The sequence below is a fragment of the Klebsiella oxytoca genome (genome assembly GCF_009707385.1).
In the GTDB taxonomy this organism is placed as follows: Bacteria; Pseudomonadota; Gammaproteobacteria; order Enterobacterales; family Enterobacteriaceae; genus Klebsiella; species Klebsiella oxytoca_C.
Genome location: NZ_CP046115.1, coordinates 2,789,935 through 2,809,048, shown reverse-complemented (window position 1 = coordinate 2,809,048; position 19,114 = coordinate 2,789,935). Strand labels below are relative to the sequence as shown.

Here is a 19,114-nt window from a genome sequence, read left to right as displayed (position 1 = left end):
ATTCTCTAAATATTTTTCACATCGCAAAAATCACGGTCCGTTAAGCACGGATCCGCTTTTGTATGGGTTAAAAAAGGTTCACCATGAAAGTCACATGGAACATCAGCCCTGTGGGCTACCAGCTGATTTGCAAACGCTGTCCCTCATGTCACGGGCAGCAGGATTTCATCCCATCCGGTGCTTTCCGGATCAATTCACAAAAAAAACGGCTTGATGTCTGGAGCATTTATAAGTGCGTGCGCTGCGCTTATACCTGGAATATCAGCCTGTTCTCTCGATTGCCTGTCAGCAAAATCAAGCCGCAACTTTACGCGCGACTTATCGCTAACGATAAGTCCGCCGTCCTGGCGTATTCACACGATCTGCAGATTTTACGACGTAATGGCGCGTTGCTGTCCGGCTCGCCCGAATTTGTTGTAGACGAACACTGGCGAAGCAGCCTTATCCGCTCGGCCTGGGTTTGGGTACATATCAAACCGGAACGAGCCTTTCACGCCAGCTTGCTGGCGGTGCTGCGACAACAGCTGCGGCTCAGCGGCTGTGAGATCCGTAAGCGGATTGATGCGGGCGAAATCGCCGGTATCACGCCGAAGGAATTGCGCTCGCCAGGGCTCAGAGCGGAAGGATACAGGCTTTACATCAGCGTAGAGCTGCTCCTGGCGCGCAGGCGCATTCTGCTGTCTGCGGGTCAAGATCCAGAGAGGAGATAATCACCGCCCCGGACAGGGCTTCTGTCCGGGGAGCTGACTCGCAAAAATGAATACTCGTCGAAAATAGCCTTGCCTTTAGTACTGTGTATTTATACAGTTTTGGGTATTTCAGCAACACGGCGCTGGTGTCCCGGGAATAGCCCACGCTGAATGTTGCGCCGACGGGTTTTGAACTACTCAAGGAGAGAATGATGTCTACGGATACCAAAAATGAAGTGCTGTTTGTGCTGATCCAGGAGTATGCCGACTGGGAGTTTGCCCTGCTGGCACCGGGGCTGCGCCGGGGATTTGGCGTTTGGCAGCCGAAATATGCAGTCAAAACTGTTGCTGCGGATGAAGGGCCTGTGATGTCCATCGGTGGAGTTCGTTGTCTGCCGGATTATACCTTCCAGACGGTACCTGAAGAATACGCTGCGCTGATTCTGGTGGGGGGCATGAACTGGTGGGGCGAGGAAGCTCAGCGGGTAGTTCCGCTGGTGCAACGGGCATTGGCAAGGCAGGTCGTTGTCGGCGCAATATGCGATGCTTCGGCATTCCTGGGGGCCAAAGGATTTCTCAATAATGCCGAGCACACCTCGAACGGACTGGCCTATCTGCAGAGCAGAGCGGGGGAAGTTTACACCGGCTCGGCCCGTTACCGGAACGTTCCTTCCGTGCGCGATGGCAACCTGGTGACCGCCAACGGCGTCGGCTTTGTCGACTTTACCTGTCATGTGCTGGCGGCACTCAACGCGGCGGAGGAAAAAGAGATCGAGGCAATGAGAACAGCGTTTACGTCAGGAATGTTTACCGAGGGTTGATGTGGAAAAATAACTATCCATTTATAACCAATTGAATAATACCGTTTTATTTTCGGCGTTGTGCAATGTGGACATTTTTTGCCCCAGGTCATCATCATGCGTTAGCATAAAAGGCAAAATCGGCGAGGTTTGATACGGTGAAATATCACTCGCGATGTGAACATATCTATAAGGATCCGGCTCTATGTTCAGAACCCAATTTGCCGTTAACGGGATACCCTGTACCCTCTGGGGCGAGCAACCCAGCGGGAAAGTTGTTCTTGCGGTGCACGGCAACTTTTCGCACAAAGAAGATACCTGCATCGCGATCCTCGCCGAAGAGGCCGCCGCGGAGGGATATCAGGTACTGAGCTTCGATCTTCCCGCGCATGGCGATCGTATCCGCAATGAAAAAGAGTGCCATATCATTCAGGCGGTGAGCGACATTCAGTGTATCCATGCCTACGCGCGGGGGCACTTCAGCGAAGTGGCTCTCTTCGCCTGTAGTATGGGGGCCAGTTTCAGCCTTTTTGCCTTTCAGCCCGGCGACTTCAGCCAGGTCCTGTTTCTTTCGCCGGTGGTCGATCTGCTGGCGCTGCTCAGGAAAATGCTGGCCCACGCCGGGATTGATGAAGAGCAGCTATCGCGCGAAAAGGTGATGACTACCGGCAGCGGAATGGTGTTTCGCGCGGACTATCTCGATTATCTCAAGCAGCGCTCGCCCGTCGTCTGGGAGGGCTCCATGGGGATTCTTATTGGCCGCAACGATAGCGTGGCGGATTATGCCGCCGTAAGCGCTTTTTCCCGTCAGTATGGCGGCGTTCTGGAGGTCGTTGAGGGAGCGGAACACTATTTTCATGAACCCGAAGAACTACAAACGATACGCGAATGGCTTCGTCACTCCCTGACCGCGAAATAACCCTCTGTCCGTCGGTTTTAATGGTCGTTTGCGTAATAAACAAATGCCAGTTTATTGCCGTCCGGATCTCTGACATAGGCGCTGTGGAAGCCTTCACCGTACTGCGGACGATGCCCTGGAGCGCCTTCATCAATCCCACCCAGACTTAACGCCAGCTCATGCAGCTGCTGAATGTGCTCAACGGAGCGCGCATTCAGCGCAACCATCACGCCGTTTCCTGTCGTTGCCTGCTGCTGATTGAACGGCCTGCCAACGCACAGTCCGCTGGTGCTGTTTCCGCTGAATGTTCCCCAGGATGCGCCTTCATCGCTGCGTCCGCTCTGGGGATGTCCCAACATTTCCATCAGCGGATCGTAAAAACGAATGGCGCGGGGCAAATCGTTGGTACCGAGCATGATGTAGGAAAACATGGTTGCTCCTCATTGATTACCTGAATGGATATACCACTCTAGCAGCAAGGAGTTGGCGCCTGTAGCCCGGCTGGGCAGAAATCATACATTCCTCGCTATTATTAGCCGTTTTCTCACGTGACGATTTATAAAATGATTTTTTATAACCCTATGAAATTTATAGATAATTAATTATTTAACGCTTGAGTTTTATTGTAAAACAATAAACTATTATTGTTTTACAATAATTTTGTGTATTCTGTCACCAGCGGCACGGATAAAATTACAGAGGAATGTATGACTACTGATGCACTCGCGCAGTTCTGCCAAAAGATGGTCAGCATCACCATGCTGTTGATGGTGGCAATAATTATGATGAATACGGTTGTTCTGTTTTTTCCATCCTGGTCATTGAGCAATGAGCGGTTGGGAATCGATATCTCGCTTTCGAATCGACTATTGTCGACGCTTGATATCAGCCTGGAGGGACTCCCGTGGTGGCAGGCGGCAGGGGCCGGGCTCATTAGCTTTCTGGTTCTGATACCGCTTTGTTACAGTCTGTTCCATCTGCGCGCTCTGTTCTGTACCTATGCGCGCAGAGACTACTTCTCTGCCAGCGCGGCGCGGCATATGCACAAAATCGGTATCTCTCTTGGTTTCTGGGTTGTAATGACAATCGCCGCCGATCCGCTGCTCAGCTACTGGCTCACGATGCTAAAACCTGACGGCGAGCGTGAAATACTTTTTGGGTTTGAACTGCAATCAGTCGCCTGGCTTTTTATTGCTGCGTGCGTTGTGGCGGTGGCCAGGATCCTTGAAAAGGCCACCTTAATTAATGAAGAGAATAAACTCTTCCTCTAATACTGCCGCATTTCTGGCCATTATTTTTTCACTGGGTGCTAATCGGCATCCTGGTATTTCACAGCCAGTGGTTTCACTCGCCTGAAAAAATAAACACCTCAGTTAATCATACATTTTAAATAAACATTGCCGTTTTGATACCACAATTTTCGATTCTATTATTTGTTGTCCGGAGGAGTAAAGTGTTTATAAAATTACGAGGGTCATCTGTTTTTATTCTGCTGGTGGTTTGTACATTTGCCACAGTAGCCGCCTCCGGGTCTCAGGTTTTTCATCCGCCAGAACCGGAGAAAAGCGCTGTATTGCATCGTGGGGATTATGCTCAGATCATTGCCGAAAAACAGGCTCGTCTGACTGAGGAGCCGCAGAACCACGCTCTACGCTGGGAGCTGGCTCAGGATGAACTCATGAGCGGAAACCTGACGGCGGCGGAAAACAGTCTGCTACCGCTCCTCACGGTTCCCGCCTGGCAGGAGCGCTCATCCTGGTCTTTGGGGCTTATCCACTATTTACGTGGACAATATGCCAGGGCCGAAAAATATTACGCCAGCGTTAATCGCGATTCTTTCTATTATCAGAAAAGCCGTGCCGGGCTACTGTATGTCTATTATCAGACGGGACAGTTTTCTAAAGCTAAAACGTTATTTAACAGCGATGAGGAATTACAGCAATTTTCCGAAAACGAACAAGCGCTGCTTGCCCTGATGAACGATTTTGGCGATAGCCAACCCTATCGACCACAATGGCGAGAGAATAAATCAGTACTGCCGTTTATTGCGATGAATAATCTGCCGGTTGTTTCCGTAAGCGTAAACGGAAAGCCTATTAACGTTTTTATTGATACCGGGGCCGATCTTCTGGTCCTGAAATCTGCGACCGCTAAACAAATGGGAATTAAGCCCGTTGCCAGCTATACCGGCATTTATGCCGGAGGGAAAACGGCTGAGACAACCTATTCGCGGCTGGCGCGCCTGGATTTGGCTGCCGTGACGCTGCATGACGTACCGATTGATTTAGTGGAGTTTCCTCCAGAGTGGGTTTTTACCGATGAAAAAACCGGCAAGACCATTGAGGTTGATGGCATTTTATCGACCGGCGTTTTCCATCAGTTTCTCACGACCCTGGACTATCCGGGAAGACAGCTGATACTGAAACCCAGAGGAGACGCGGTCAGTACAGCTAAGGCCGCAGCCGCTGAAATTCCGTTTATTCTCGATGGTACCCATTTCATGATTGTTCAGGGGGCGGTTAACGGCAAAGAGGGCATGACCTTTTTTCTCGACTCCGGCCTGGATGATGCTGAAGCGTCCATCCTCCTGCAACAGGGAGCCCTGGATTATGCCGGAATCAAACGCGACGAACGGGACGCTTTTACACCGGAAAACAGCAAAGGAGGGCTGGGCGGCGGTGGATTTGCGATAACCCGCTTGCGTATTGACAGCGTGGCTCTGGGGGCGTTGAAGCAGACGGCGTTAATCGGTTTATTTGGCGTTTTACCTGAAGCGCTTTACCACACGGAGTCAGGAATGATCCTCGACGGTTTTCTCAGCCATCAGTTTCTCAGACACTATAAATGGACAATTGATTTTGACTCAATGACCATGACATTCCAGTAATGGTAAAGCTCGGGAGGAGAGCGCCTCCCGAGATCTTAGCTCAGGTCATGCAGATCTTTATCGTTCGGCGGCAGCAGAGACATATCGTGAAAATTGACCTGCAGACCGCTGCGCTGCGGCGTACAGCACATGACTCCTACTTTCACTGCGCCAAGTGGAAAGGGGCACAGCCGCAGCAGCGGCCATTGGCGACCATCTGAAGAGTACTGCAGCCGCAGCGCGTCTCCACGGCGGGTCAGCCGCAGCCAGAACTCACCGGCGTCACCCGGAAAAATACCGGTCGCCCAGTCTGATTTCTCCAGCGTCAAGACGCTGCCGATGGCGGGCGCTCCGTCGTTATATTCAATACCGGCCTTGAGCCAATGGCGGGCATCCTGCATCAGCATGATACCCGCCTGATCGTAGAGAGTGCTGAAGTCGGCGCGTACTCTAACCTGAAAGGTAAAATCTCCGGCAATATTCGTTGCGTATATATGCCCGCTGAAACGCTCAAAACCGTACCAGGTTTCTTGCCAGAAGTCGGTTTGCGCATCGGTTACCACGCGGAGCGCGTCGTCTTGATGAGTCCAGGTCGCCGGTTCGTTAATCCAGTGAAATGCCTGTTCCATTATGCCTCCTGTTGCTGCTGAATAAGGGAGATAAAGCGGTCCGCGATCTCCGCTACCTGTCGCGCAAGTCGGGAGTTCCACGCCTGGCTATCCGCATCGCAAAAACCGTGCCGCGCATGAAACATGCGGCAGATCACGGTCGGTTGTTTTTTCAGTTCATCTTGCAGAGCGCGGGGATCGAATGCGGGCTCATCGCTGGCGAGAATCACCAGCGTCAGGCAGGGCGGCGCTATGTTGCTGTATTGACGGATCCGCGAACCATAATGGCAAATCACGCCGTCGCAGAGCCCGCTTCTGGCGGCCAGCCAGGCTAACGTTGCGCCCGTACTGTAGCCGATGATCAATACCGTGGCATATTTTGCTCTCAGCTCAGCCAGCAGGGAGACGATCGCGGTGGGATCAAATCCGACCTTATCGCAAAAGTGGCGATAGGCTTTGTCCTGCTGATGATAAGCAAAAGGCGCCGCGTGAGGGAAGAGCGCCGGGGTATAAACATCGAAGCCGCGGGTTTTCCACCGGTCAGCGGTTCGCTGAATATGCGCGTTAAGGCCGTAGATCTCATGCAGCAGAACGATGGCTTTATTGCAGTCAGGTAACATAAACGCGCCTCTGTTGGAAACCATGGACCGGTTGCGAGTCGAATACCTCCCCGGAAGCGCCAGTTTATCAGGGCTGAAGTCCGGAGTATAAGCTTGCTCTCTGGCGCCGCGAATTACCTGTGCGGCGCTACCGTGCGGGACATACCGGCTACGAAAAGCATCAGGACGGTGATAAAAATAAAGGCATTGGTTAATGAGCTCAGATGCGCGACGTAACCAATCAGCGCGGGCCCGGCCAGCACGCCCAGATAACCCATGGTCGTAATCGCAGGAACCGCGACTGACTGTGGCATTAATTGCTGGCGCCCGACGGCGGAGAACATCGCCGGTACTATATTGGCGCAGCCCGCGCCGACCAGGGCATAGCCAAACAGGGATAGCGGCCAGGCCGTGATAAAGATCACCAGACAAAAACCGACCGCGGCCAGAAGAGCGCCGCCAAAAACCACCGGAATAAAGCCCATTCGCGTCATCATACGATCGCCGCTTAGCCGAACCGCGGTCATCGCTACGGCAAAAAAGGCGAATCCGAGCCCACCCAAATTCTCTGGCATCTCGCGAACTTCGGTTAAAAAGACGGCGCTCCAGTCAAGAACCGTTCCTTCGGCCAGAAATACCGCAAAGCAGATAATACCGATCAGCAGCACAATACCCCGAGGCATTGCCAGAGCGGGTCCGCTGGATGGATTGGCCCAGGGCAGCAGCCCCTTAATGCTGATAAGCATGAGTCCTGCCACTATCAGTACGACCAGCAGCGTTGCGATAAAAGCGCTTAGCCCAAAGGTAAGAAAGAGGGTCATCACCCCGGCGCCAGCGATGCCGCCCACGCTATACATACCGTGGAACCCGGACATTAAAGGCCTGCTTGCCTGGCGTTCGACGATGATAGCCTGAATATTCATCGCGCAGTCCGTTACGCCGATACCTACGCCAAATATCAGCAGAGCGATGCTGAGCAGCCACGCATCGTTGATGCTGGCCAGCAGTGGCAGGGAAATGATGACAATCGCCACCGATGAGACGATTACCCGACGGCAGCCATAGCGGCTGGTGAGTATGCCGGTAAGCGGCATGGCGATAAGCGCGCCCATTCCCAGGCACAGCAGCAGGGTTCCCAGCATGGCATCGTTAACCGCGGTGTTGTTTTTAGCGAAGGGGACCAGCACGGCCCAGGTGGCGGTCGCGAATCCGGAAATAAAAAAAGCGATGCGCGTGGCTAACGGTTGGCTGGCGTCTGATGCGGGTTCGTGCATGATTCTCCCTTTTCTTAAGATTGTAAGATTTCCCTGTACCCGGCAGGCACCACGCCCATACCGGGGAGTGGCTATCATTCACTTGCTCAATAATGCTCGAATGATGTTTTCAGACTGCGGTATTCGCTCGATTTTGCAGTATTTACTTCAGACCAGCAAGCCTTGATAGGGCGAAAAGACGGGTTAAGATGTCCGTAGCGTCACAGTCCGCAGGCGACTAAACGGGTATCATCATAAGCGTGAGTAATCCGTTCCGGTACTTTGTCGTGCAGGGATATATGCGTCATTTTTCAGGGAGAAATGTATGTTCGATCATACCGGTATTACAGTCACTGATTTTGAACGCAGTCAGATTTTCTATGTCGCCACGCTCGCTGCGTTGGGAATCGGAGCCAGTAAGTCGCCACCGGGGGAGCGATTAGGATTCGGCAACCTGAGTAAGACCGGGCTGGAGCTGGCGGCAGAAACGTTCTGGATCACCGCCGGCATACCCTATGTACCACGCACCCACATCGCCTTTCGCGCGCGTTCACAAGCGGAGGTCGAGGCATTTCATCAGGCGGCTCTGCAGTCCGGAGGACGTGACAACGGTTTGCCCGGACTGCGGCCCCAATATGGTGACGGCTACTATGCTGCCTATGTTCTTGATCCTGATGGTTATAATATCGAAGCCGTATATCGTTACTAATATGCCAGGATTTCAGTGAACGCCGGTATGGAAAAGCATGTTGTGAATCAACAGGAACTCTTTAATTTATTCAATGAACTCGATATTGATTATCGCTACATTGAACATCCGGCCATGCATAGCGTTCGTGACAAAGCGCACCATGCAGTCAGTCTGCCCGCGCAATTGCTCAAAAATATGCTTTTAAAGAACAGCAGCGGACGTCATTTCTATCTTTATATCCTTGACGGCGAGAAAAGAGCTGATTTAAAAGCATTGGCCAGCGAAATTGGCGAAAGCCGACTTTCGCTGGCCACGGCTGGCGAGCTGAAGCTGCTGATGAGTCTGCAGCCAGGCGAAGTGACGCCCTTCGCGCTGTTAAACGATACCGAGCAGAAAATACAGGTACTGTTAGATATCTCGGTGGACGAACAGAAGTTATTAGGCTTTCATCCGTTGATAAATACCGCCACGGTCTGTATCTCACCGGCGGATCTCCAGCAGTTTCTGCGCTATTCCAGGCATCTATCCAGGCGGGTAGGCGATATTGCCGGCAATTGATGCTAACCATTACCGGCATTATCCTGTTTTCACTTCACGCTATACGGGCCTGAGTGTTGCTGCTTTCAGGCGCTGGGCGAAGGCTTTCAGCTGCTCCAGCATGACTTGCGGATCGTTAACGTGCTGCTCGATAATTTTCACAACGGCTGAACCGCATATTACCCCGATGGCTCCCGCTTTCAGGGCATCCTCAACCTGTTGCACGGTAGAAATACCAAAGCCCTGTAGCGCCGGTGGCGCCTGATACTCATTGAGCTTTGCGACCAGATGATGCAGCGGCAGCGCGCCGCGGTTTTCCGCTCCGGTTACTCCCGCGCGCGATAGCAGGTAGGTATAACCGCGGCCATGAGCGGCAATTTGCCGCAGTAGCGCATCGTCAGCGTTCGGCGGACAGATAAAAATTGGCGCAATATGGTGACGCATCGCCGCTTCGCGGAACGGGGCAGATTCCTGGAACGGGACGTCTGCCACCAGCAACGAATCGACTCCGACGCGGGCGCAATCGGCATAAAACGTATCGATTCCCCGGTTGTATACCAGGTTGGCGTACATCAGCAGGCCAATTGGGATAGTCGGATACTTCTCGCGGATAGCTGCCAGCATGTCAAAGCAGCGGTCTGGGGTGACGCCGGAGGAAAAAGCGCGGAGAGTGGAATTTTGTATCGTCGGGCCATCAGCCAGCGGATCGGAAAACGGGATCCCCAGCTCCAGCGCATCGGCTCCGCCAGCAATCAGCGCGTCAATTATCTGCAAAGAGAGCTCCGGATGCGGATCGCCGAGCATCACGAAGGGAACGAAGGCGCCTTCTCCACGGTTTTTCAGCTGAGAAAATAACTCGGTATAGCGTTCCATTAGATTTCTCCTCGCGCTTGCAGAATGTCGTGTACGGTAAAAATGTCTTTGTCGCCGCGGCCGGAAAGATTCACCACCAGAAGCTGCTCTTTCTCCGGGTTTTCACGCATCATTCTCAAGGCGTGCGCGAGGGCGTGGGAGGACTCAAGTGCCGGAATAATTCCTTCGGCGCGGCTCAGCGTTTTAAAGGCTGCCAGCGCTTCTTCGTCGGTTGCCGAAACATAGTCTGCGCGACCAATGCTGTTCAGATACGCATGCTGTGGCCCGACGGCCGGGAAATCGAGACCCGCGGAAATAGAACAGGACTCTTTAATTTGTCCGTCATCGGTTTGCATCAGAGGCGTTTTCATCCCGAAATAGATGCCGGTTCGTCCGTGCTTTAGCGGTGCGCCATGCTCGCCGGTCTCAATACCGTGGCCCGCAGGCTCGACGCCAATCAGTCCCACTTCCGGGATATCGATAAAGTCAGCAAACATGCCGATGGCGTTAGAGCCGCCGCCGACGCAGGCGATAACCGCGTCCGGCATCCGCCCCTCTTGTTCCTGTATCTGCGCCCTGGTTTCCTCACCGATGATGCGCTGGAATTCTCGCACGATAGTTGGAAACGGATGCGGTCCGGCGGCGGTACCCAGCATAAAGTGGGACGTTTCATAGCTGCCGGACCAGTCGCGCAGCGCCTCGTTTGAGGCATCTTTCAGCGTCGAGGAACCGCTATGAACGGGGATGACTTCTGCTCCCATCAGACGCATCCGAAAGACGTTTGGCGACTGACGTTCGATATCTTTGGCCCCCATATAGATACGGCATTTCAGACCCAGTAGCGCACTGGCCAGCGCTGACGCCACGCCGTGCTGGCCTGCGCCAGTTTCGGCAATAATTTCGCTTTTCCCCATGCGCTTAGCCAGTAGCGCCTGGCCGAGCACCTGGTTAGTCTTGTGCGCGCCGCCGTGCAGCAAATCCTCACGTTTGAGGTACAGGGTGGTGCGGGTTCCTTGCGTGAGGTTGCGGCATTTTGTCAGCGCCGTTGGGCGACCGGCATAGTTTTTCAGCAGCTGGGTTAGTTCAGCCTGAAACGTCGGATCTTTGCGTGCGCTGACAAAGGCTTCTTCCAGCTGGCGTAGGGCCGGAATAAGGACCTCTGGTACATAGGTTCCGCCGAATTCGCCGAAGTAAGGGTTGAGTAATGTACTCATTAATTGCTCCTTGATGTATGCGCAGTGCCTGATAGCCCGGAAACATCGTTTCCGGGAGGACTCTGCACGTGAAATGAAATCAGGTACTGCGCAGCCGTTCCTGACTGCTTTTTACGCCCGGGTTTACTGTTTAGGTAAAATCTGGACGAAAAAAAGCCCGCTCATTGGCGGGCCGGGTATCGGTATGCAAACTGCAGACGTGACGATACTGCCCGTTATCGGGAAGTGCGCCACCAGCCGTGCAGAGTCATCATGATTACGTGTTGCATTGTAGCGATACCTTAAAATTGATTTTGTACTAGTAAACTAGTGTTGGGGTTTAATGTCAACCGTTGAATGCCTGGCGACTGGAATTCATTATTACAGTAGTTCTGACTGATGCGACGGATTGCTTTAAAGCATCAAATCAAGGTACCGTTGTTTTTTTAGCTTATTTTTTCCCACGTTAGCGAGGCCGTATGAATCTGAACCGTGCTGATATGGCCGATCTCATCTATTTTTGCGCCATCGCGCGCCATCACAGTTTTAGCAAAGCCGCCGTCGAGCTTGGCGTAAGCGCATCGACGTTAAGCCACGCCCTGAAAGGGTTTGAGGCGCGTCTTGGCGTGCGTCTGCTGAACCGAACAACAAAAAGCGTCACCCTGACGGCGCCAGGCGAGAGCCTGGCTCGTGCGGTAAGCGAACCCGTCGCCTCAATCGATGCTGCCATTGAACAGCTTAATCAGTTTCGCGATTCGCCTGCGGGACATATTCGGCTTAACGTCGCCGTTGAGGCGGCCACGCTGCTGCTGGCTCCGGTTTTACCGATTTTTGCTGAACGTTACCCCAATATTGAGCTCGATATCGCGGCCAGTAACCGCATAATTGATGTGACGGAGCAGCGATTTGACGCCGGGATCCGCTACGGTGGAACCGTGCCTGAAGACATGGTGGCGCAGCGGCTGTCCGCCGACGTGCGCTGGGTCGTTGCCGCATCACCGGAATATCTGGCCCGCTTTGGCGTGCCGCAGCATCCCAACGATCTTCATCAGCACCGCTGCGTCAGCAATCGTCTGGGAAATAATCGGATTTATAAATGGGAGTTCGAGCGCGGCGACGAGCAGATCGCCGTAAAAGTTCCCCCTTTGCTTACCGTCGATCAGGCCGAAACCGGGGTGGTGGCGATTTTGCAGGGGTTTGGCCTGATGTATCTGCCTGAACCGCTGATTGCAGAGCACGTCAGCAAAGGGCGCCTGCGCCTGGTGCTGACCGACTGGGCCTCCTACGGACCGGGGTTCTATATCTATTATTCCAGCCGTCATCAAATCCCGACCGGGCTGCGCTTATTAATCTCTCTTGTCCGCGAGATAAAGCCGTTAGGTCTGTAAGCTGATTGATGAAAATTATTCACAACGCCATTCGACGCTGAGGGCTGGTTCCTTCTTATTGCTCACCTTACCCTTGAGGCAAAAGAGAAGGAGACCTCGATGAAACACCCAATCCGTTATATCCCCGGTCTGTTTTGCCTGTTGACCGCAGCCGTGTTTTTTATTTGTTCTACCAGCGCCAGCATTGCTGCCCAGCATAAAACGCTGGTTATTGTTTCTCATCCTTATCCGCAACAATCCGTCATGACCAAAGGTCTGGAGGGCGCAGCGCAAAGCGTACCCGGCGTAACGGTGCGCAATCTGGAAGCGATTTATGGTTATGACACGCAGAAAATCAATGCTGAAGAAGAGCGTCGCTTTATGCGTGAAAGCTCGCGTATCGTTTTTATTTTCCCTACCCACTGGTTCAACATCACACCCATGATGAAAGCCTGGCTTAACGATACCTGGGGGAGCGTGGGGCCTGGAGTCTGGCAGGGCAAAGAGATGCTGATTGTTACCACGGCAGCCGGCGGAGAGTCGACATACGGCGAGTCCGGGCGAGTCGGTATCAGTCTGGCAGAGGTGTTTACGCCGATGAAGGCCAGCGCGCTGCATGCAGGAATGACCTGGCTCCCCCCGCTGGTTTTTCAGAGCGCCAGCCGCAGCCAGTTACCTGAATATCAGCGTCAGCTGGTGGCAAGGCTGACGAACTAGTTCACCAATAAGGAGTTTATCGTGAAAGCATTGATTGCCGCTGCTGCCATGACATTGATTCTGGGCGTTCCTGTCCAGGCGGAAGAAAAAAAAGGTGAAAAAATGGCTCAACCACTTAGCCCTACAGCATTATCCGTTGAGGATATTCAGTCCGTCGCGCCCGCGCTGGTGCGTTTTGGCAGCGAGGTGCTGGAAGAAGACCTCTGGCAGAGAAACGAATTATCGCGCCGTGACCGCAGTATCGTAACCGTGGCGATGCTTATCGCCCGTCATCAGCCTGATGAGCTTAAGCATTATGTTGCTGTTGCTTTGAATAATCAGGTCACTCCGGCTGAGATCTCTGAGATTATCACCCATCTGGCTTTCTATTCCGGCTGGCCAAACGCGATGTCCGCTATCGCGGTGACGAAAGAGATATTCGTCGCGCGCGGTGTTAGCCGTGAACAGCTGGCTTCAGTTTCACCGGAGCTTCTTCCACTTAATCAAGAGGCGGAAAGCCAGCGTTCGACAACGGTAGAGCAGAACTTCGGCGCAATTTCTCCTGGACTGGTGATATTCACCACTAGCCCGCTGTTTCTGGATCTGTGGCAAAGACCGGGACTGAAACCGCGCGACCGTAGCCTGGTTACGGTCAGTGCGCTGATTGCCGCCGGGCAGAGCGCGCAGATTGGCTATCACCTCAACCGGGCGATGGATAATGGTCTGAGCGCGCAAGAGGCGGGGGAAATCGTGGCCCATGCCGCTTTTTATGCCGGATGGCCAAATGCGTTTTCCGCAGTGGCGGTGGTTGGTGAAGTGCTGCGAGCTCGCGGTCTGGTTGGATGAGCCGATGCTTAAAACACTTAGCGCGACGCTATTTTTGATCGCCATGATGAACGCGGCGTCAGCTGCCGAACGGGAGAGTGCGGTGAAAATTAAGTTTGAGTTTAACGGAACCAGGGTGGTGGGTGTACTGGAGCCGAGCGCTGCGACAAAAGCGTTTCTGGCGCAGCTGCCAATCACGGTAAAGCTGGAGGATTACGGTACGACCGAAAAAATCGCCTGGCTGCCGGCTAAATTGCGTCTGGCGGACGCAGATGCAGCAATGACCCCAAAGCGCGGCGATATCGCCTATTACGCCCCGTGGGGTAATCTGGCGATTTTTCGCGAAGATTTCCGCTACTCGCCGGGATTGATAAAACTCGGTCGGGTAGAGGAGGGGCTCACGTCTCTCGACCAGCCAGGCGCGGCAACGGTGACAATCGAGCGTGATGATTAATTAACCTTACCGGTTATAAACTGTCCAGAATCTGGACAGTTTACTCAGCCGCAATATCCCATTCTTGCGTCACTATTGCTGCCAGCTCATTATTATCAGTAACAAGAATTAATCGATTATTATGATCGCTATACTGTACGGAAATATTAATTCCGTGTGACGCAAGCGCATTGGCTATTCTTCCCAGCTCTCCCGGCCGTTCCTGTTTTAATTTTCTGATAAGAGGTTTAGTCACATCCCGGACATCGAGACCTGCATGGGTTAAGACCTCACGGGCTCGTGCGCCGTCTTCAACCAAAAAGTGCGCATGACTTTCGTTACCGGTAGTAAAAACGCCGCCGCCCTCCAGACTCACGCCATGTTGTCCAGCGAGAGTACCCAGCGATGCCAGTGACCCCGGCGTATTGTCGAGAATAATGTGAATATCATACATAGCGATAGTTTCCTCTACGGGATTAAATGATAAAGACCCGGTCTTCGTCTGTTTGCGCTGACAGCGCTGACTCAGGATTACCGCGCTTACTATAGGGTCTGATATTCATCATGCTTCGTTGGGAAACGAAAGATGGAATGTGTGGAATATCATTTCATTTATTAAATTGAGCAAAAAATATACTTTTCAAGGCCTTTTCGCCCCTGAACTATTAGTAAAAATATCATTTTCACCTCCCGCATCGGCAAAAATCATCTACACTTTTTCAGCCGGGTCATTTTCAAGCCGAACGAGGAACGATCGTCGACAGACAGAACATCTACCTTTATACCCGACTAACTGCAGGCGTCAGGCCCGCAGCCTTGTTTTCTCAATAGAGGAGTTTGTAACATGGCATTTGTGACAACCAAAGACGGCGTCAATATCTATTTCAAAGACTGGGGCCCGAAAGAGGCGCAGCCTATCGTATTTCATCATGGCTGGCCTTTAAGCGCTGATGATTGGGATAACCAGATGCTTTTTTTCCTGGCAGAAGGCTTCCGGGTTATAGCGATTGACCGTCGCGGTCACGGTCGTTCAGATCAGGTGAGTGAAGGTCACGATATGGATCATTATGCCGCCGACGCGTCCGCGGTCGTAGAGCACCTGGATCTGCATAATGCCGTTCATGTCGGGCATTCTACCGGCGGCGGACAGGTAGCGCGCTACGTTGCCAAATATGGTCAACCGCAGGGGCGCGTGGCCAAAGCGGTACTCATTAGCTCGGTTCCGCCGTTGATGATAAAAACAGCAAACAATCCGGGCGGTACGCCGGTTGAAGTCTTCGATGGTTTTCGTAAAGCGCTGGCCGCCAACCGCTCGCAGTTTTATCTCGACGTAGCGTCCGGTCCGTTCTATGGCTTTAATCGCGATGGCGCAGAAGTTTCGCAGGGTACCATTCAGAACTGGTGGCGTCAGGGCATGACCGGCAGCGCGAAGGCGCATTATGAAGGGATTAAGGCATTTTCTGAAACCGACCAGACCGAGGATTTAAAAGCGATTACGCTACCGGTGCTGGTCATGCAGGGCGATGACGATCAGGTTGTTCCCTATAAAAACGCGGCAATACTGCAGGACAAGCTGCTGCAAAATAGCCAGCTAAAAATTTACCCGGGCTATCCACACGGTATGCATACCTCGCACGCTGATGTGATTAACGCAGACCTGCTGGCGTTTATTCGCTCGTAGTCGTCTGAAATAGTCGTGTGAAATAAGAGAGGCCGCCATCTGGCGGCCTTTTCACCAGCGTCAGGCCTTGTTCAGGCTTTCATGCTGGAGGATTTTAAGCATTTCATCCTTCAACAGAAGTTTCTCTTTCTTCATATGTACAAGCTCGAGACTGTATCCTTTGCCATCGTCTCCTTCTATGCGTGAAATATCGTGATCGAGTGCATTATGTTTTTCGAATAGCGACTGAAAGCGCGGATGCGTGGTCTTCAATCGAGAAATCAACTCTCTGTATTCTGGAAACATGTACCTTCCTTGTTAATGGAGAAAAGTGTGTACGCTGACACACAGGTTCAGATTACCCATATGAATAAAATGGTAATGAGAACAAAGTCGCGTTTATGTTATGTTGCGATGAAATCTCAGAAGCCGGGGACCGGCCTGGAGGCATAGATGACAGTTGAAGAGCCCACCATAGCGCTGATCGGTCCTGGCGCAATCGGAACGACCATCGCCGCTGCGCTGCATGAGGTAGGGCGAACGCCTCTGGTGTGCGGCCGTAGCGCTCATCGGCAGCTACTCCTGCGCTTCGACGGCGGAAGCATTGTGGTTCCGGGGCCGGTGGTGACCGATCCCGGGACGGTCGCCAGGCCGTTTGACCTGGTTTTTGTAGCGGTAAAAGCAACGCAAATTGCGGCTATTGCGCCCTGGCTGAAAGCGCTATGCCACGATAAAACGGTGGTTTGCGTCTTACAGAACGGCGTAGAACAAAAAACGCTGTTCGCCGCGCACCTGCCGGAAGCCGCTATACTACCGTCGGTCGTCTGGTTTCCCGCACAACGCGAACCAGAGGCTTCCGTCTGGCTACGGGCGAAACCGCGACTTACGTTGCCCGACGAGCGGGGGGCTGACCTGGTGCAGCGCGCGCTGCGGGGCACCCGCTGCGAAGTAGACATTAGCGCCGATTTTACGGCAGTCGCGTGGCGTAAACTGCTGCAAAACGCGGTCGCGGGTTTGATGGTGCTGGCGGGGAGAAGAGCGGGGATGTTTGCGCGTGAAGATATCACGCAGCTGGCCTTAGCTTATTTAAAAGAGTGTCTTGCGGTAGCCCGCGCCGCTGGCGCCAGCCTGGACGATGGCGTATTGCAGGAAATTATCGACGGTTTCCATCGGGCCCCTCCAGATCTGAGTACTTCCATACTCACCGATCGACAGGCCGGACTGCCGCTTGAATGGGATATACGTAACGGAGTCGTGCAGCGATACGGCAGGATTTATCACATTGCCACGCCGTTAAGCGATGTGATAGTGCCGCTGCTGGCCGCCGCCAGTGACGGGCCGGGATAAAAAACATCGATCGGTCCGGAGTCACCGGGCCGGTCGTTATTAGAGCGTCATCCGATTGCTTTAGGGAATGGCGACAAATGTGCGTTAATCCATCCCGGGTTTGCCGTGATTAAAGAGATTCCGCTAACCGGTCTACCACCACTTTTCCGCTGTTATCAAATTGTGTGATCCGATAATTCACGCAATATGAACGGCGGGTGCTAAATTGGTTAAATAAGGCTACGCGGCCTTTTTTATCACCATTTTTATTCACAATAATCCATTCAGTAACATCCGTTGAATTGATTTTACCGTCGCTGGCGCCTTGTTGTTCTACCAGACGGTCTTCTTTCTCTACTTTTAAAAAATCACGTAACATTTATTTATCTCCTATCATCAACATTTTTAACAATACTCCTTTCATCGATTCATTCAATTAAACTTTTTAATCAATGAATGGGATTATTAGGCTGAGATGGTTTTCGTTTTATATCTTCTACTTTATTGTTTTAAAAGGCTAAATTTAATTTTATGGCGGGCAGGGAACGGATTTCTAACATCAGTAATCGTTTAGTAAGGCTATATTATTATATGTGACAACGTCACGTTTTTGTCAGCATCAGTATTGAGCTAATCACGCCTTATCACCATGCGGTATGAAAACTGATGGTCAGATTTTCTGCACAATTATTTCACTTGTTAATGTTTAACCGCCGGTCCGGAAATATCGACGCGCCTCACAGATAAGAATTTAATATAATTGATGCGAACTTGATCACTTGACTGGTCAAGTGGCGCTCACCTATGTTGAAAGTACCTTCTTATCCGTTCCAGGGAGCAAGAAACATGGGCAGCATTCGTACGTTAAACGGGGATATTTCTGCTAATCAGCTGGGCGTAACCTATAGCCACGACCACATCTACTGTATTCCGCCATATTGGGCCGAGCGTCGGGATGACGATCTTTTACTCGACGATCCGCTGGCTTCAGAACGTGAGTTAAGCGACTTCCGCCAGGCCGGGGGGAACGCAATCTACGACGCCACCGCGCCGGATTATGGCCGTCAGGCCGCAGCCGTCGCTGCCATGGCGCAGCGCCAGCAGCTGCACATTATCGCTACCGCGGGTTTTAACAAAGGCTTTCTGTGGAGCAGCCCGCGGCCAGGGCTGACGCAGACTTTTGCCGAATGGATTGCAAACTCAGACATTGATGAGCTGGTTGAACATGTATGCCGTGAGGTTACCGAAGGGATTGAAGGTACGGTCCATCGCGCTGGCGTAGTGAAGTGCGGCACCGGCTACAACGCCATTTCCCCACTGGAACAAAAGACCATGGAGGTTATCGTTCGCGCCCAGCAGCGTACCGGAGCGCCGATGCACAGCCATACGGAAATGGGAACGATGGGGTTAGAACAGGCGCAGATCTTTAAAAAATTGGGGCTGGATTTGTCCCGCTTATGTTTTGCTCATATGGATCGCAACCCCGATCCGTGGCTGCACCGTCAGATCGCCAACACCGGGGCGTTTCTCTCTTTTGACGGTATCAGCCGCATCAAATACCACCCTGAACATATTCGCACCCAGGCGATTCTGGCGCTGTGCCAGCGAGGTTATCAAAAACAAATCTTAATTGGCGGCGATTTTGCCCGTAAATCAATGAGCGCGCACTATGGCAAAGGCGGGCTGGGGCTGAAGTTCATCCTTAGCGACTGGCGGCCAAGATTCATTGAAGAGGCGCATGAGGCCGGGTTTGATGGTGAAGCGTTGCTGCATGATTTCTTTGTCGAAAACCCGGCGCGCTACTTCGCTTTCGAGTAGAGA

At 52.6% G+C, this 19,114-nt stretch carries 23 protein-coding genes and 1 other annotated feature; of the genes, 14 read left to right on the top strand and 9 right to left on the bottom strand.

Translation table 11 applies throughout. The annotated features are described in order from the left end of the window. The first annotated feature begins 83 nt into the window (after positions 1 to 83). The 3 genes from GJ746_RS13035 to GJ746_RS13025 all read left to right on the top strand — a co-directional run bounded on the left by GJ746_RS13035 (position 84) and on the right by GJ746_RS13025 (position 2,408). Positions 84 to 710 carry a DUF1062 domain-containing protein gene (locus GJ746_RS13035; protein WP_154680586.1) on the top strand — a complete coding sequence of 209 codons (627 nt, stop codon included), beginning with the start codon at positions 84 to 86 and terminating at the stop codon, positions 708 to 710. 188 nt (positions 711 to 898) lie between these two features. Continuing rightward, positions 899 to 1,510 carry a DJ-1/PfpI family protein gene (locus tag GJ746_RS13030; protein WP_227852643.1) on the top strand — a complete coding sequence of 204 codons (612 nt, stop codon included), beginning with the start codon at positions 899 to 901 and terminating at the stop codon, positions 1,508 to 1,510. Between the two features lie 184 nt (positions 1,511 to 1,694). Beyond that, a complete protein-coding gene (locus GJ746_RS13025; RefSeq protein WP_154680585.1) occupies positions 1,695 to 2,408 on the top strand; it encodes an alpha/beta hydrolase in 714 nt (237 codons plus the stop codon). 17 nt (positions 2,409 to 2,425) lie between these two features. Here GJ746_RS13025 and GJ746_RS13020 read toward each other — a convergent pair whose 3' ends face one another. Further along, positions 2,426 to 2,818, bottom strand: a complete 393-nt coding sequence (locus GJ746_RS13020) for a VOC family protein (RefSeq protein WP_154680584.1) — start codon at positions 2,816 to 2,818, stop codon at positions 2,426 to 2,428. A 276-nt stretch (positions 2,819 to 3,094) separates the two neighbouring features. On the opposite strand from GJ746_RS13020, the gene GJ746_RS13015 reads away from it, so the two are divergent. Continuing rightward, entirely contained in the window at positions 3,095 to 3,658 is a 564-nt protein-coding gene (locus tag GJ746_RS13015; RefSeq protein ID WP_154680583.1) for a DUF2975 domain-containing protein, read from the top strand. A 182-nt stretch (positions 3,659 to 3,840) separates the two neighbouring features. Beyond that, entirely contained in the window at positions 3,841 to 5,274 is a 1,434-nt protein-coding gene (locus GJ746_RS13010) for a retropepsin-like aspartic protease (protein ID WP_195908733.1), read from the top strand. A 35-nt stretch (positions 5,275 to 5,309) separates the two neighbouring features. Here the strand turns inward: GJ746_RS13010 and GJ746_RS13005 are convergent, their stop codons facing one another. From GJ746_RS13005 to GJ746_RS12995, 3 genes are all read right to left on the bottom strand, one after another. Further along, positions 5,310 to 5,882, bottom strand: coding sequence for a DUF1349 domain-containing protein (locus GJ746_RS13005; RefSeq protein WP_154680581.1), 573 nt, complete (start codon positions 5,880 to 5,882; stop codon positions 5,310 to 5,312). Then, on the bottom strand, positions 5,882 to 6,481 hold the full coding sequence (locus tag GJ746_RS13000; protein ID WP_154680580.1) for a dienelactone hydrolase family protein: 600 nt from the start codon (positions 6,479 to 6,481) through the stop codon (positions 5,882 to 5,884). Before GJ746_RS13000 ends, GJ746_RS13005 begins: the two co-directional genes overlap by 1 nt. Before the next feature lie 113 nt (positions 6,482 to 6,594). Continuing rightward, positions 6,595 to 7,734 (bottom strand): MFS transporter, encoded by a 1,140-nt coding sequence (locus tag GJ746_RS12995; RefSeq protein WP_154680579.1) that lies wholly within the window; start codon positions 7,732 to 7,734, stop codon positions 6,595 to 6,597. 304 nt (positions 7,735 to 8,038) lie between these two features. Here GJ746_RS12995 and GJ746_RS12990 point away from each other — a divergent pair, with 304 nt between their 5' ends. Together GJ746_RS12990 and GJ746_RS12985 are read left to right on the top strand one after the other, a co-directional pair. After that, complete coding sequence (locus tag GJ746_RS12990; protein ID WP_154680578.1) at positions 8,039 to 8,422, top strand: VOC family protein; 384 nt, start codon at positions 8,039 to 8,041, stop codon at positions 8,420 to 8,422. Positions 8,423 to 8,449: 27 nt separating this feature from the next. Beyond that, a complete protein-coding gene (locus GJ746_RS12985) occupies positions 8,450 to 8,962 on the top strand; it encodes a prolyl-tRNA synthetase associated domain-containing protein (protein ID WP_154680577.1) in 513 nt (170 codons plus the stop codon). 39 nt (positions 8,963 to 9,001) lie between these two features. On the opposite strand, the gene trpA is transcribed toward GJ746_RS12985, so the two are convergent. Together trpA and trpB are read right to left on the bottom strand one after the other, a co-directional pair. After that, on the bottom strand, positions 9,002 to 9,814 hold the full coding sequence (gene trpA, locus GJ746_RS12980) for a tryptophan synthase subunit alpha (RefSeq protein ID WP_154680576.1): 813 nt from the start codon (positions 9,812 to 9,814) through the stop codon (positions 9,002 to 9,004). Then, positions 9,814 to 11,007: a tryptophan synthase subunit beta gene (trpB, locus tag GJ746_RS12975; protein WP_154680575.1), complete on the bottom strand. Its 1,194-nt coding sequence runs from the start codon at positions 11,005 to 11,007 to the stop codon at positions 9,814 to 9,816. The genes trpA and trpB overlap by 1 nt, the downstream gene beginning before the upstream one ends. Positions 11,008 to 11,154: 147 nt before the next feature. Then, positions 11,155 to 11,249 (bottom strand) — a sequence feature (Trp leader region). A gap of 216 nt (positions 11,250 to 11,465) precedes the next feature. Between trpB and GJ746_RS12970 the strand changes: the two genes are divergently transcribed. The 4 genes from GJ746_RS12970 to GJ746_RS12955 all read left to right on the top strand — a co-directional run bounded on the left by GJ746_RS12970 (position 11,466) and on the right by GJ746_RS12955 (position 14,328). Then, positions 11,466 to 12,374, top strand: a complete 909-nt coding sequence (locus tag GJ746_RS12970; protein WP_154680574.1) for a LysR family transcriptional regulator — start codon at positions 11,466 to 11,468, stop codon at positions 12,372 to 12,374. Positions 12,375 to 12,473: 99 nt separating this feature from the next. Next, the gene (locus GJ746_RS12965; RefSeq protein WP_154680573.1) at positions 12,474 to 13,070 is read left to right on the top strand and encodes an NAD(P)H-dependent oxidoreductase; all 597 of its coding nucleotides are present in this window, start codon (positions 12,474 to 12,476) and stop codon (positions 13,068 to 13,070) included. Between the two features lie 21 nt (positions 13,071 to 13,091). Next, positions 13,092 to 13,895, top strand: a complete 804-nt coding sequence (locus tag GJ746_RS12960; protein WP_154680572.1) for a carboxymuconolactone decarboxylase family protein — start codon at positions 13,092 to 13,094, stop codon at positions 13,893 to 13,895. A 4-nt stretch (positions 13,896 to 13,899) separates the two neighbouring features. Then, a complete protein-coding gene (locus GJ746_RS12955; protein WP_154680571.1) occupies positions 13,900 to 14,328 on the top strand; it encodes a cyclophilin-like fold protein in 429 nt (142 codons plus the stop codon). A 40-nt stretch (positions 14,329 to 14,368) separates the two neighbouring features. On the opposite strand, the gene GJ746_RS12950 is transcribed toward GJ746_RS12955, so the two are convergent. Then, positions 14,369 to 14,761, bottom strand: a complete 393-nt coding sequence (locus GJ746_RS12950; protein ID WP_154680570.1) for an amino acid-binding protein — start codon at positions 14,759 to 14,761, stop codon at positions 14,369 to 14,371. A gap of 390 nt (positions 14,762 to 15,151) precedes the next feature. Here GJ746_RS12950 and GJ746_RS12945 point away from each other — a divergent pair, with 390 nt between their 5' ends. After that, entirely contained in the window at positions 15,152 to 15,988 is an 837-nt protein-coding gene (locus GJ746_RS12945; protein ID WP_154680569.1) for an alpha/beta fold hydrolase, read from the top strand. Between the two features lie 60 nt (positions 15,989 to 16,048). Here the strand turns inward: GJ746_RS12945 and GJ746_RS12940 are convergent, their stop codons facing one another. Then, entirely contained in the window at positions 16,049 to 16,273 is a 225-nt protein-coding gene (locus tag GJ746_RS12940; protein WP_154680568.1) for a YdcH family protein, read from the bottom strand. A gap of 147 nt (positions 16,274 to 16,420) precedes the next feature. Between GJ746_RS12940 and GJ746_RS12935 the strand changes: the two genes are divergently transcribed. Continuing rightward, entirely contained in the window at positions 16,421 to 17,314 is an 894-nt protein-coding gene (locus GJ746_RS12935) for an oxidoreductase (protein ID WP_154680567.1), read from the top strand. A 109-nt stretch (positions 17,315 to 17,423) separates the two neighbouring features. Here the strand turns inward: GJ746_RS12935 and GJ746_RS12930 are convergent, their stop codons facing one another. After that, on the bottom strand, positions 17,424 to 17,672 hold the full coding sequence (locus GJ746_RS12930; RefSeq protein WP_154680566.1) for a hypothetical protein: 249 nt from the start codon (positions 17,670 to 17,672) through the stop codon (positions 17,424 to 17,426). A 467-nt stretch (positions 17,673 to 18,139) separates the two neighbouring features. On the opposite strand from GJ746_RS12930, the gene GJ746_RS12925 reads away from it, so the two are divergent. Continuing rightward, positions 18,140 to 19,111 carry a phosphotriesterase gene (locus GJ746_RS12925; protein ID WP_154682719.1) on the top strand — a complete coding sequence of 324 codons (972 nt, stop codon included), beginning with the start codon at positions 18,140 to 18,142 and terminating at the stop codon, positions 19,109 to 19,111. Positions 19,112 to 19,114 lie beyond the last annotated feature (3 nt).

Excerpts from the sequence above, each read along its gene's own strand:
- GJ746_RS13035 (WP_154680586.1), top strand. The coding sequence starts at position 84 with ATGAAAGTCACATGGAACATCAGCCCTGTGGGCTACCAGCTGATTTGC.
- GJ746_RS13030 (WP_227852643.1), top strand. The coding sequence starts at position 899 with ATGATGTCTACGGATACCAAAAATGAAGTGCTGTTTGTGCTGATCCAG.
- GJ746_RS13025 (WP_154680585.1), top strand. The coding sequence starts at position 1,695 with ATGTTCAGAACCCAATTTGCCGTTAACGGGATACCCTGTACCCTCTGG.
- GJ746_RS13020 (WP_154680584.1), bottom strand. The coding sequence starts at position 2,818 with ATGTTTTCCTACATCATGCTCGGTACCAACGATTTGCCCCGCGCCATT.
- GJ746_RS13015 (WP_154680583.1), top strand. The coding sequence starts at position 3,095 with ATGACTACTGATGCACTCGCGCAGTTCTGCCAAAAGATGGTCAGCATC.
- GJ746_RS13005 (WP_154680581.1), bottom strand. The coding sequence starts at position 5,882 with ATGGAACAGGCATTTCACTGGATTAACGAACCGGCGACCTGGACTCAT.
- GJ746_RS13000 (WP_154680580.1), bottom strand. The coding sequence starts at position 6,481 with ATGTTACCTGACTGCAATAAAGCCATCGTTCTGCTGCATGAGATCTAC.
- GJ746_RS12995 (WP_154680579.1), bottom strand. The coding sequence starts at position 7,734 with ATGCACGAACCCGCATCAGACGCCAGCCAACCGTTAGCCACGCGCATC.
- GJ746_RS12990 (WP_154680578.1), top strand. The coding sequence starts at position 8,039 with ATGTTCGATCATACCGGTATTACAGTCACTGATTTTGAACGCAGTCAG.
- GJ746_RS12985 (WP_154680577.1), top strand. The coding sequence starts at position 8,450 with ATGGAAAAGCATGTTGTGAATCAACAGGAACTCTTTAATTTATTCAAT.
- trpA (WP_154680576.1), bottom strand. The coding sequence starts at position 9,814 with ATGGAACGCTATACCGAGTTATTTTCTCAGCTGAAAAACCGTGGAGAA.
- trpB (WP_154680575.1), bottom strand. The coding sequence starts at position 11,007 with ATGAGTACATTACTCAACCCTTACTTCGGCGAATTCGGCGGAACCTAT.
- GJ746_RS12970 (WP_154680574.1), top strand. The coding sequence starts at position 11,466 with ATGAATCTGAACCGTGCTGATATGGCCGATCTCATCTATTTTTGCGCC.
- GJ746_RS12965 (WP_154680573.1), top strand. The coding sequence starts at position 12,474 with ATGAAACACCCAATCCGTTATATCCCCGGTCTGTTTTGCCTGTTGACC.
- GJ746_RS12955 (WP_154680571.1), top strand. The coding sequence starts at position 13,900 with ATGCTTAAAACACTTAGCGCGACGCTATTTTTGATCGCCATGATGAAC.
- GJ746_RS12950 (WP_154680570.1), bottom strand. The coding sequence starts at position 14,761 with ATGTATGATATTCACATTATTCTCGACAATACGCCGGGGTCACTGGCA.
- GJ746_RS12945 (WP_154680569.1), top strand. The coding sequence starts at position 15,152 with ATGGCATTTGTGACAACCAAAGACGGCGTCAATATCTATTTCAAAGAC.
- GJ746_RS12940 (WP_154680568.1), bottom strand. The coding sequence starts at position 16,273 with ATGTTTCCAGAATACAGAGAGTTGATTTCTCGATTGAAGACCACGCAT.
- GJ746_RS12935 (WP_154680567.1), top strand. The coding sequence starts at position 16,421 with ATGACAGTTGAAGAGCCCACCATAGCGCTGATCGGTCCTGGCGCAATC.
- GJ746_RS12930 (WP_154680566.1), bottom strand. The coding sequence starts at position 17,672 with ATGTTACGTGATTTTTTAAAAGTAGAGAAAGAAGACCGTCTGGTAGAA.
- GJ746_RS12925 (WP_154682719.1), top strand. The coding sequence starts at position 18,140 with ATGGGCAGCATTCGTACGTTAAACGGGGATATTTCTGCTAATCAGCTG.